The organism is Frigoribacterium sp. ACAM 257 (genome assembly GCF_007954365.1).
Classification (GTDB): domain Bacteria; phylum Actinomycetota; class Actinomycetes; order Actinomycetales; family Microbacteriaceae; genus Frigoribacterium.
Genome location: NZ_VOLO01000008.1, coordinates 13,480 through 25,118 on the forward strand (window position 1 = coordinate 13,480; position 11,639 = coordinate 25,118).

9 protein-coding genes and 2 pseudogenes are annotated in these 11,639 nt (G+C 62.4%); 7 read left to right on the top strand and 4 right to left on the bottom strand.

Annotation, left to right across the window (positions count from 1 at the left end):
• Positions 1–56: 56 nt before the first annotated feature.
• From ES689_RS16155 to ES689_RS14870, 3 genes and pseudogenes are all read left to right on the top strand, one after another.
• Positions 57–395 (top strand): annotated as a pseudogene (locus tag ES689_RS16155) (sugar-binding domain-containing protein); the annotation flags it as partial.
• Positions 396–527: 132 nt separating this feature from the next.
• Positions 528–2,423, top strand: coding sequence for a glycoside hydrolase family 2 TIM barrel-domain containing protein (locus ES689_RS14865; protein WP_370512388.1), 1,896 nt, complete (start codon positions 528–530; stop codon positions 2,421–2,423).
• Between the two features lie 223 nt (positions 2,424–2,646).
• Positions 2,647–3,195: a TetR/AcrR family transcriptional regulator C-terminal domain-containing protein gene (locus ES689_RS14870; protein ID WP_223269639.1), complete on the top strand. Its 549-nt coding sequence runs from the start codon at positions 2,647–2,649 to the stop codon at positions 3,193–3,195.
• On the opposite strand, the gene ES689_RS14875 is transcribed toward ES689_RS14870, so the two are convergent.
• Positions 3,192–3,782, bottom strand: a complete 591-nt coding sequence (locus tag ES689_RS14875; protein ID WP_146906265.1) for a TetR/AcrR family transcriptional regulator — start codon at positions 3,780–3,782, stop codon at positions 3,192–3,194. The two genes, ES689_RS14870 and ES689_RS14875, sit on opposite strands and share 4 nt — an antisense overlap.
• 86 nt (positions 3,783–3,868) lie before the next feature.
• Between ES689_RS14875 and ES689_RS14880 the strand changes: the two genes are divergently transcribed.
• Together ES689_RS14880 and ES689_RS14885 are read left to right on the top strand one after the other, a co-directional pair.
• On the top strand, positions 3,869–4,741 hold the full coding sequence (locus ES689_RS14880) for an SDR family NAD(P)-dependent oxidoreductase (RefSeq protein ID WP_146906267.1): 873 nt from the start codon (positions 3,869–3,871) through the stop codon (positions 4,739–4,741).
• Between the two features lie 168 nt (positions 4,742–4,909).
• Entirely contained in the window at positions 4,910–5,908 is a 999-nt protein-coding gene (locus ES689_RS14885) for a Gfo/Idh/MocA family protein (RefSeq protein WP_146906269.1), read from the top strand.
• Positions 5,909–5,965: 57 nt separating this feature from the next.
• Here ES689_RS14885 and ES689_RS14890 read toward each other — a convergent pair whose 3' ends face one another.
• Positions 5,966–6,412, bottom strand: a complete 447-nt coding sequence (locus tag ES689_RS14890) for a MarR family winged helix-turn-helix transcriptional regulator (RefSeq protein ID WP_146906271.1) — start codon at positions 6,410–6,412, stop codon at positions 5,966–5,968.
• 174 nt (positions 6,413–6,586) lie between these two features.
• Between ES689_RS14890 and ES689_RS14895 the strand changes: the two genes are divergently transcribed.
• Both ES689_RS14895 and ES689_RS14900 read left to right on the top strand, forming a co-directional pair.
• Entirely contained in the window at positions 6,587–8,395 is a 1,809-nt protein-coding gene (locus ES689_RS14895) for an NAD(P)/FAD-dependent oxidoreductase (RefSeq protein ID WP_146906273.1), read from the top strand.
• The gene (locus tag ES689_RS14900) at positions 8,392–9,408 is read left to right on the top strand and encodes an SMP-30/gluconolactonase/LRE family protein (RefSeq protein ID WP_146906276.1); all 1,017 of its coding nucleotides are present in this window, start codon (positions 8,392–8,394) and stop codon (positions 9,406–9,408) included. Before ES689_RS14895 ends, ES689_RS14900 begins: the two co-directional genes overlap by 4 nt.
• A 476-nt stretch (positions 9,409–9,884) precedes the next feature.
• Here the strand turns inward: ES689_RS14900 and ES689_RS14905 are convergent, their stop codons facing one another.
• Both ES689_RS14905 and ES689_RS16160 read right to left on the bottom strand, forming a co-directional pair.
• A complete protein-coding gene (locus tag ES689_RS14905; RefSeq protein ID WP_370512386.1) occupies positions 9,885–10,898 on the bottom strand; it encodes an MFS transporter in 1,014 nt (337 codons plus the stop codon).
• A 76-nt stretch (positions 10,899–10,974) separates the two neighbouring features.
• Positions 10,975–11,358 (bottom strand): annotated as a pseudogene (locus tag ES689_RS16160) (MFS transporter); the annotation flags it as partial.
• Positions 11,359–11,639 lie beyond the last annotated feature (281 nt).

The following is an 11,639-nucleotide window of genomic DNA, read 5'->3' on the forward strand; positions in this document are numbered from 1 at the left end:
ACGACTTGACCGCCCTGCCTTTCAACACGGAATGGATCTGCGGGTCTCCCAGCGGGATGTTTGGGGGTCTCGGCAACGGCGCAGACGAAGCAGTCGCAGTGCACCTGCCCCATGACGCGCTCCGAGACGCTACCCGGGACCCGAACGCCCCGGGCAAGGGGGCGGGTGCCTACTTCCCCAACGCGGCGTACTCCTACGCAAAGACTTTCCACGCCCCCGACTCCTGGTCAGGAAAGGTGGTTCGCCTCGAAGTGCAAGGCGCTTACCGCCGAGCCCAGGTGTTTCTCAATGATGAGCTTGCAGGGACACGGGCAGATGGCTATGCCCGATTCTTCGTTGACCTCACCCCCTACCTGAAGTTCGACGCGGCGAACACGATTCGCATCGAGGTCCGGTCCGGTCAGGACTCCCGTTGGTACAGCGGGGCCGGTCTGCACCGCCCCGTAGTCCTGCATGTCGACAACGCAATCCACATAGCCCCTGACGGAGTGACGATTCGAACGGTTCGGATCGAACCGGACCAAGCCGTGATCGATGTCGACACTGCCCTCACCAATGCCGGGCTCGTCACAGGGCAACTGAGCGTTGACACGATCATGCTGTCTCCTCAGGGCGACATCGTCGAGAAAGACGAGACTCCCGTCACGCTCGCGCCAGGTGAGAGCACTCTCATTCGTCAGCGGTTCTATGTCCAAGATCCCGCCCTGTGGGGTCCCGACTCTCCTCATCTCTACACGGCACGGACGCAGTTGTCGGGCCAAGGCGACGAGGTGCTCACCACCTTCGGAATTCGCGACATCACGGTTGATCCTCGGAAGGGGCTGCGCATCAATGGGGAGCCGGTCCTCCTGCGCGGTGCCTGCATTCACTCGGACAACGGGCCCCTTGGCGCCGCAGCCATTGGCCGAGCTGACGAACGGCGCATCGAGCTGCTGAAGTCCGCCGGCTTCAACGCCATTCGAGCTGCTCATAACCCGGCATCACCAGCACTTCTGGACGCCTGTGACCGTCTGGGGATGTTGGTCATGGATGAGGCCTTCGACGTTTGGACGAGGTTTAAGACGACCGACGACTACGCCTTTGATTTTCCGCAATGGTGGGCGATGGACCTCGAATCCATGATCGCGAAGGACCGGAACCACCCCAGCGTGATCATGTACTCGATCGGTAACGAAATCGCCGAGGTCGGAACACCCCACGGTGCACGCTGGGCTCGTCGCATGGCCGAACACGTCCGCGCCTTAGACCCATCACGTCCCGTCACGAACGGGGTCAACCCCTTCCTTGCTGTGATGGATGAACTTCCAGCGATCCTCGAGGCTGCTGGCGGCCTAAACGAGGCGATGTCTGTCGAGGGCGGATTCGATTTTGTCGGCACCGGAGAAACTGCGACAAGACGCACCGCGGAATCCAGTGCGGCCCTGGACGTTCTCGGATTGAACTATTCCGAAGCCCGATACGCAGTAGACCGCGATCTCTTCCCCCACCGAGTCATCGTGGGGTCCGAAACGTTCCCCGGGGCCATCGGCAAGAACTGGGAAGCCGTGCAACGGAATCCGAACGTCATCGGCGACTTCACGTGGACAGGTTGGGACTACCTAGGTGAGGTGGGATTGGGTGCGCTTGCCTATGAGGGTGAAGGCGGAAGCGGCGGGCTAGAACGTGAGTTCCCGTTCCTCACGGCTTGGTGCGGGGACATCGACATCACGGGTTGGCGCCGGCCTCTGTCGTTCTACCGAGAGATAGTTTTCGGCATGCGCGCAGAGCCCTATATCGCTGTCCGACGTCCGGAACGGCACGGTGTTCCTATCGCCTCACAGTCGACCTGGGCATGGAGCGACTCAGTTTCGTCGTGGACGTGGCCGGCAAGCGAGGGGGACCCCGTCACTGTGGAGGTCTACGCCGACGCCGATGAGGTCATCCTCATGCTCGATGAAGCGGAGATTGGTCGAGCCGAGGTGGGTACCGAGCGGCCGTTCATGGCTGTTCTCCAAACGGCGTACCGCCCCGGACGTCTCACTGCTGTCGCTCTTCGCGACGGCAAGGAATGCGGACAGACCACGCTCAACACGGCACCCGGCCGGGCACGACTCACCGCCGTGTCCGACAGTGCATCGCTCATCGCGGACGACCAGTCACTCGCGTTCGTAGCTATCGAGTTTCGCGCCGAAGACGACACATTGGTCACTTCAGAAGAGCACCCTGTGACGGTGACCGTCGATGGCGACGCAGTTGTTCTTGCGGGCCTGTGCAGCGCCAACCCGAAGACTACCGAACGCTTCGACGCTGACGTATGGAACACGTTCGACGGCCGCGCACTCGCCGTCCTCCGTCCGACCCGGGCCGGCGTCGCGACCGTCTCGATCTCCTCGCCCGGAGAAGACACGGTCACGATCGAGGTGACGGTCCAGGACGCCGGGTGACCTGGGCGAAATAAGCGACGGCCCCGACTGGGTTGTCGGTAGCGCCAAATGTCCCCAGGTGCAGGAGGATGGTCTGATGGAAGGGAAGTGAACGGTGGCAAGTGACGCTGTAACGAGCCGACGTGGACGACCGAGGCGGGTCAGCCGCGAACAGATCATTCAGGCTGCGAAGGCGCTTGATCCATCGACGTTGACGATGCAGGCACTAGCAGACGAGATCGGGGTGGATCGAAAGACCCTTCATTACCATGTAGACAGCCGGGCTACGCTCCTGCAGCTTGTCGCGGCGGACACGTTCCGAGATGCGATGCGGACTCACGACTTCGTCGACTTTGACGACTGGCAAACCGCCGTGCGCTCGTTCGCGCACATCACCCGTGACGCTGTGAATGCAGCAGGTGCGTGGGCTGGATACGTCGCCATCGACTCCGAAGATGATCTTGAATCAGTCCGGCCTGCGGAGATCGCTGTCGAGAGGCTCGTAGAAGCGGGTTTGCCTGTGGCAGATGCTGGTCGAGCCATCGCCATGATCGCCGTCCTTGCTTTCTCTTCTGCGCGCGACCAGCTCGTGTCAGCCGACCATCGGCACCCGCAGGAGCAAGTTCTGAAGGACGCGATCGATCGGATGCCCAGCGACCGGTTCGGTCTGATCCGTCGCCTCCTGGGCGCGGGGGGGCCGTCTCTGGGTAGTGACGAGCAGTTCGACTTCGAACTGCGGCTCATCGAAACTGGGATCACCTACCTTCTAGAACAAACAGCTCCCATCGCCTAGCTGACCGTCTGCTCACCAGGCACGATCAACCGGGCCAGGCGAGCGCAATCGCTGTCGGTCGCAGGCCCAGAATGCGACTGCTCCCACATGACAATGCCGAAGAAGGCAAGCTGAGTCGCGGGGTCCACGTCCTCTTGGTCCAAGAGGCCTGCATCCGCCGCCCGCTGCAAGACGGTCCGAAAAGGTGTCGAGGCACGGAGCACGATGGCGGCGACCAGCTCATGAAGCTCTTCCGACGCTGCGCGGGTGGCTGCGGTCAAGGCTCGTCCCTCAGGCGTGTCTGAGCTTGAGCGAATTTGACGCATCAACAACTCAAGGTCGTGTTGTGTGGACCCCGTGTCGGGGGCGGCGTCGTACCGGTCCATAAGGGGCTGGACAACGGCACCGAGGAGTGCGCTGCGGGTCGGCCAACGCCTATAGACGGTCGTGCGGTTCACTCCCGCTTCGCGGGCCACGGCTTCCATCGAGAAGTCAGCGAAGCCGACGCGACCAAGTTCACTCACCGTCGCCCTAAGCACACGCTCAACGACCTCAGTGCTCCGGGGTCCCTGCTGCACCCCCCGAGTTCTTCGCTTATCTCCGTCCACACCTCAGACAGTACCCAACCTTCTATGGCAACATGGCGTTGCCATTCAGATGATCGCTGGGCAGCGATCACTCCTAGGAGGAAAAGATGAACAGCGACCCAACCGAATTCGCCAAGACCATGGGCTTCGACAGGCTCCCTACGCACATCATCGAGAAGCGCGTCACAGACCTCATGGACCTGTCGGGCCGCAAGGCAATCGTCACAGGCGCTGGAGGGGGCGGACTCGGTCAGGCAATCGCCAATCGCCTTGCCGGGCTCGGCGCGGACGTCGCCGTGATCGACATCAATCACGAAGGCGCCGTGCGCAACGCAGCCATCGTCGAGGAGCGTTGGGGCACCCGCGCGATTCCGTTTCAGGCGGACCTCTCGGACTGGGACCAGGTCCACGAAGTCGTGGCTCAGAGCGCGGACGCTCTCGGAGGGCTAGACATCATGATCAACAACCCGGTGCAAGTCGTTTCAGACAGCTTCGAGAACCACACGAAAGCCGACATCGACTACACGGTGCATGGCAGCCTGACCATGCTCATGTACGGCGCCCACGCCGCTGTCGAGCAATTCTTGCCCCAGGGCCACGGGCGGATCATCAACATCGCCTCTGTCGGCGGGCGCATTCAGCACCGCGGCCTCACCGTCTACAACGCGGCCAAGTCCGGAGTCATCGGCTTTACCCGCAACCTCGCCCACGAGTTCATGCCGCGGGGCATCAACGTCCTTGGCGTTGCACCAGGTCTCATGATCAATCCGGTCTTGCGAGACGTTCTGGCCAATGCCTCTGACGAGCAGGGTTTCGCCGCACGCGGATCCATGCTCGAAGCGATTGATCGCTACATCCAGGTCGGCCGGGCGTCTTTGCCTGAAGAGGTCGCCAACATGGTGGCCTACCTCAGTACGGAAGCCGCCGACTACATGTGTGGTCAGACGATCGACGTCGCCGGCGGTCAGTCGATGAACTAACAGTTGTCGCCTGCCGCGACAAGGTTGTGCGACGGGAGGGACGGGCGTCGTCGCCCGCCCCTCCCGTCTCACTCACGGACGAACCGGCTCACGGTAGCTCCGACAATTCATCGAAGAACAGGCAGCAAGGTTGCAAAGTCACCACGTGCCGATAGGAAAAGGAAATAGATGCCCAGTTTGCGGCCTATCCGCGTCGGGATGATCGGAACGGCAGCCGTGGCCCCGATCGCCCTCATTGCGCCTGCCCAGAAAGTCAGTGGGGTCGACGTCGTGGCGATCGCTGATCGCGAGCCGGGGAGGGCTCGAGCCTTCGCGTCGCGGCATGGAATTCCTCACGTCGATCGCACTTTCGAGGAGTTGCTCGAGAACCCCGGTGTCGATGCCGTCTACATTGCAGCGGCCGCGTCACACCATGAACATCTGGTGACGGCGGCGGTGCGTGCGGGAAAGCATGTGCTCTGCGAGAAGCCGTTCACGAGCAACGCTGGCGCGGCCCGGGAGGTCCTCAGGGTGGCGGCAGCCTCACCCGGCGTGGTCGTTATGGAGGCGTACCACCCTGCCTACCACCCTCTTCAGCAGCTGATCCGTAACGTGCTCAAATCAGGACAGCTAGGCCAAATCACAGCGGCTCGGGCTGTGCATGCTGTGCCCGTCATCTCGAGGGCGGCAGATCCATGGAAAAGAGAATTGGGCGGGGGCGGATTGCTCGACGCCGGCTACTACCCGGTCCGGCAACTCAGGGAACTTTTCGGCGAGCCCCAGTCGATACTCGACGCGCGAGCTTGGTCTAAAGGAGAGGTCGACCGGCGTTTTGAAAGCCGCATGCTGTTCGCAAAGAACATTCAGGGCAGCATCGTCTCATCCATATGGTCACGCACCCTTCTCGCTTCTCGACTCGAGGTGACGGGTGACAACGGGGCCCTGACTGTCAGCTGGCCCTACCACCCACAAATGGGCGCCCGCCTCACGGTGCGGGCGGGGGGTGTTCGACGCGTCAGACCAATCAAGCGCCGGTCGAGTTACATCTATCAACTCGAGGCCTTCCGCGACGCCATTCTCACCGGCGCTCGCCCCTTGACCAGTGCTGCCGACAGCGTCGCTCAAATCGAAACCATCGACGCGCTGTACTTTCGAGCGGGGTTGGCAGCGCGCCCCTCCCGGGCCTAAACCAGTCAGTTGTGCTCTGGCTGGTCGCCATCAGCAGGTTGGCCGCAGTTCGCATCTTCACTCGCGATCGGGTCGAAGCTCGCGGCTGATGGCCCGAAGTCCGATTTCCAACGCCTCTAGTTCGTCCAGCGACAAGCCTGACAGCACGTCCGCACCTAGCTCGGGCCGGGTCGCCATCAACTCACGGACCACAGCCCGACCGAGATCGGTGGCATGAACGCGGCGCACCCGCTGGTCCTCCGGATCGGTTGTTCGCACGACCAGCCCGCTTGTCTCGAGACGGTCTATGAGCTTCGACATCGAGGGCATGGATACGGAGAAGGCCTTTGCGAGCCCCGCGCCAGTTCCTCCTTCATCGGTCGTCACTATGACCGAGAGGGCCTTCAGCTGCTGAATTGTCAGATCTGTAGTGAGCAGTGGGGCGAGTACACGGGGGATCGAGCGCACCGTGATGCCGACTGACAGTGCCTCAATCGCCGAGAGGGAGCGCGTGCGGGAGTTCATCCAGACACCGTAGAACTCAGGGGACACCCAGGGCAAATGGTTAGATCGAGGCTAACCTATTCGTAAGCACTGATAGCCGACCCGCAGTCGTATCGGCGCGGTGGAGCACATGCCGACGCCCCTGTTCAAGGACGTTCTCACCTCGCCGGTTCGCGTGACGAGAGTGAGACACCCATGGCTGACGCCACTGATTCTGAGAACCACCGACTCGAGCTAGCCAGAGAGAGATACCGCGCCGAACGTGACCGGCGGGCCCGGCCCGACGCCGCAACCCAGTACCACCCAGCGACGGGTGAATTTGGCTACTACGCAAAAGATCCGTACACCGCTTGGGTGGATCGCGAGCCGCTGACTGACCAGGTCGAGGTACTCGTCATCGGAGCGGGCTTCGGTGGACTGCTCACCTCGTCCAGGCTTCGCGAGGCGGGCGTGACATCACTCCGCCTGATGGACGAAGCGGGTGACGTAGGCGGCACCTGGTATTGGAACCGCTATCCCGGGGTGCGGTGCGACATCGAGTCGTATGTCTACATGCCACTACTTGAGGAAGTCGGCACGATCCCATCAGAGCGCTACGCACCGGGTGAGGAGATCCGCCAACACGCAGTCGCCATCGCTGAACACTACAACTTGTACCGTGACGCCGTCTTTCACACGCGAGCCACCGGGCTCCGGTGGGACGAGGAGGAGGACGAGTGGGTCGTCCAGACAGATCGAGACGACCAGTTCCGCGCGAAGTTCGTCATTACCTCCTCCGGGACCCTCACCCAGCCCAAGCTTCCGGGCATCCCGGGTATCGAGAAGTTCCGCGGCCACACCTTCCACACATCGCGCTGGGACTACGGCTACACCGGCGGCACGGCCAGCGGGGGCCTGATTAGACTCGCGGACAAGCGCGTGGCCGTCGTAGGTACGGGCGCTACCGGCCTTCAGGTGATTCCGCATGTTGGAGAGGACGCCCGAGAGCTGCTTGTGTTCCAGCGAACACCCTCGACGGTTGACGTCCGCGACAACCGCCCGACGGACCCGGCGTGGGTCGCGTCGCTGTCTCACGGATGGCAGCGGGAGCGTATGGAGAACTTCCTCGCAGTCCTCGCCGGTGAACCGGTCGAGGAGGTTCTGGTTCATGACGGCTGGACCAAGACGATTGATCTCCAGCGTCAATTCTTGAGTGGGGCGGTCGACACGTCTCTCCCGGCTGAGGAACGCGAGCTGCGCGACGAACGCGCCGACCTTGAGACCATGGACCGGCTGCGGGCTCGCATCGACCACGTCGTCCAGGACAGCGCAACGGCTGCTGCTCTCAAGCCCTGGTACCGGTACATGTGCAAACGCCCAGGCTTCAGTGACACCTATCTACCGACCTTCAACCGGCCCAACGTGCACCTGGTCGACACAGCTGACGCGGGTGGAATCACACGCATGACCGAGACGGAGGTCTGGGTCGGCGACACGGCGTATGAGGTCGACTGTGTGATCTTCGCAACCGGCTTCGAGGTCGGCATCTCCGGAGTGATGTCTGGCGCCCTGCCGGTCGTCGGGAGGGGTGGTTGGACGTTACTCGAGGCGTGGGCGGAAGGTCCGCGAACGCTCCACGGGTTCTCGTCTCACGGCTTTCCCAACCTGTTCCACCTCAGCGCCATTCAGAACGCAAACTCGGTGAACTTCGCGCACATTCTCTTGGAGCAAGCAGAACACATTGCTGCTGTCATCGCCCGCGGCCGTGAGGCCGGAGCCCGCTACCTCGAGCCCAGTGAGGACGCACAAGAGGCGTGGGTGCGGACCGTGCGCGAGACCGCCGCAGATACGAAGGCCTTCCTAACGGAATGCACCCCCGGGTACTACAACGGCGAGGGTACCCGCCAAGCCGGGGGTAACTCGTACAGCCCAGGACCCATATCGTTCCACCGCCTTCTCCGCGCCTGGCGCGAAGAGGGCATGAACGACATGCTCGTCGGCGCCGACGCGGAGGTTGTCCGATGAAGAAAACTGCTATCGCGGTACCGGTTCTGCTCGTCGGCGCACTCACGGCTTGCACGCAAGCAGAAACTATCCAAGCAGACGGTAGGGCCGCTCCGTCGACGACGACCTCCCCGGTCATCACTGCCGAACAAGTGCTGCAAGTGACTGAGGTGCACGACGCGACTGGTTCGACCTTGCTGGAGGGGCCGACCTTCGCCCCAGACGGAAGCCTCTTTGTTGTCGACGTGACAGCCGCGCCAGAAGCTGGCAACGTCCTGCGCGTCGATCTCGACAAGAAGAATGTTGAGCCGGTCTGGACGAATGGCACGTCCACATTGACCTCAGCGCAGTTCGGACCGGAAGACGGTCGGCTTTACGTCACAGATTTCCTCACCGGGACGATCCAGAGCATGACCGCCCTTGGCGAGGACGTGCGTGATGTGTTCACCGGACCTGTCGAGGGCGTACCGATGCAGCCCGACGACATCGCGTTCGGCGCCGACGGGGCCCTCTACGTGACCGACGCGTCCGGCGCGCAGGACCCGTACTGGGAGGCCTCAGGTCGCGTGATTCGAGTGGATCCAGCGACCGGAGAAGCAACCGTCCTCGCTAGCCGGCTCCCCTCTCCGAACGGCATTAGCTTCTCGCCCAATTACGGCGAACTCTGGGTGAGCTTGAACACCGGGAACAGGATCGATCGTCTCACCCTGAACGAGGCCGGAACCGAAGTCGTTTCGGCTTTTCCCGCGGTCCACGCCTCGCCCGGCGTTGGGCAGCTGGACTCGATCGCGGTGGACGCCGCGGGCAACCTGTACGTAGGGCTGCACAGCCGACCGGAGATCCTCGTCTACGACACCTCCGGATCTCTTCTGCAGACCATCACCGTGGCCGAGCAAGGACTCAGTTCCGCTACCAACCTCGCTATCAGGCCTGGAACCAATGAGGCCTACGCGACCATCAGCGGGCCGGCTGGCGGCTACATCTACTCCTTCGAAGCTCTAGCCGAAGGAGTGCAGCAGTCGAATGGTGGTTAGCCGAGCGTCCTCGGCCGGACGCCATGGCGCGTCGTCGCTCGAATGGCACTGGACGAATTGGCTTGGCTCAGAGGCTAGATGGCAACCGCCCGCACACCAACCTTTGTGACAGGACAACACGGCTGGAAGTCGCGAGCGCGAGTCCCTGAGCGGAATTACTGCTGCAGGGTCTCGCGCTTTCGCGTGCCTAGACCATGGGACCTTGGTTAGTGCCGCTTCGCGCTCAGCAGCGGGTTCGCTGTCGAAGTGCTGGCGGTGCATGCCGCCCCAACTGCGAGTAAGTCTTGGCGCGACGATGGCCCGCGCGGGTGCGGTTTGGAAAGTCAGAACGGCCATGGTGCCCTAGTGCGATCGCGCAAGGATGCCCCCGCTGGTTCGAGAGCGATTCAATCCAGGCGGGGACTGCCGCCTGGCGCACTATCGGGGTCAATGTCTGGGCGTGGTTGGACCTGCCGAGCTGACGTCTCTGCCGCTAATTACTCCTTCGACGAGTCGGGTGCTCGCCCGACGAAGAAGGACAGCAGGATAGGTAGCAGTGAGATGAAGGCGCCCCACACGAAGGCGGTGTGAACGCCTCCTGCTCGTGCCGCGATCTCGGTGGATCCGGCGGCAAGTGCCGAGGCAGTCCCGGTAGTCATGAGGGTAATGAATAGCGCCGTGCCGGCGGCGCCTGCAACCTGCTGAAGGGTGTTCACGATTGCGGACCCGTGCGAGTAGAGGTTCTTCGGCAGGGAACCGAGGGCGGACGTGAGCAGGGGAGTCAGCATGAAGCCGAGCCCAATGCTCAGCGCCACATGGATCGCGATGACCAGGACGACACTGCTCTGCTCGTCCACCGTGGTCAGTCCCCACAGGGAGGCGCTGAGCAAGATCGAGCCGGGAATGACCAGCGGCCGCGGTCCGAAACGATCGAAGATGCGTCCGACGATGGGAGCTGTGACTCCCATCGCCACGCCTCCCGGAAGCAGAGCGAGCCCCGTCTCCAACGTGTTCATGCCGAGGACGTTCTGCAGGTAAAGGGGAAGGAGAATGAGCGAGCCGAAGAGTGTCGCCATGCTCACAATGACCAAAAGAGTAGAGATTGTGAACGCACGGTTGCGGAAGGGACGAAGGTCCATCAGGGCGCGATCCTGGTTCTGCAAAGACACGGAGCGGAACACGAATGCCCCGAGCGCGAGGGCGCCGACCAGTATGGGGATGAGGGGCGGAATGTGAGTACCTCCGCCAGCCGCTTCGCCCATGCTGCTGAGCCCGTAGATCAGACCGCCGAAACCGACGGCGGCGAAAAGCACGGACAAGATATCGAAACGGGTTCTACGGGTCTCCGCGACGTCGGTGATGAGGCGCGAACCGATCACGAGGGCGACGAGAGCGATCGGCAGAACGACGAGGAACAGCCAGCGCCAGGACAGGGCGTTGAGGATCAAGCCCGAGATTGTGGGGCCGACGGCCGGAGCCACTGCAATGACAATCGAGATCAAGCCCATCATTCGACCCCGACGTGAAGCGGGGGACGAAGGTGAGGACTGTCGTCATGAGCAGAGGAAGCATCAGGGCGGTACCGCTGGCTTGGACAACACGACCGGCAAGCAGAACCTCGAACCCTGGGGCGGCGGCGGCCAGGGCGGTACCAAGCGTGAAGAGCGTCATCGCCGCGATGAACACCGATCTTGTCCCGAACCGTTGCAGGACCTGCCCGGTTGTCGGAATTATGATCGCCATCGTCAACAGATAGGCCGTCGTAAGCCACTGGGCCGTGGCGGCGCTGATATCAAGATCTCGCATGAGACTCGGCAATGCCACGCCCATGATCGTCTCGTTGAGAATCACGACGAATGCCGAGGCGAGCAGGAGGCCGATGATCAACTTGGCCCTGGCTGAGAGCGGCTTCTCGTCGTCGGCCGTGGCGGTGGCGGAATTACCAGAAGTATCATTTTCGGCGCTCAGCATGAATGTCCTTTCGCGGTGGCTTTAGACAGCGACGGGACACCGGCCGGGGCTTCGGGCAGAACGGCCAATGATGGATTCGAGCCCCATACTGAGCTGTTGGTTAATTCCCGAGCCGGGGAAAAGTCTAGAAAGGTTGTTGAAAGCCGTCAAGTGGCGAGTTGCTCCGAGGTGGCGGACGTCCTTAGGGTGCTTCGCCTCAAAGAAAAAGCTGCGTCCCAGCGTTCTTGCGAGCCTAGATTGCTGAATCGGCAGGAATTTGCCCCGATGAGGCGGCATGTGAT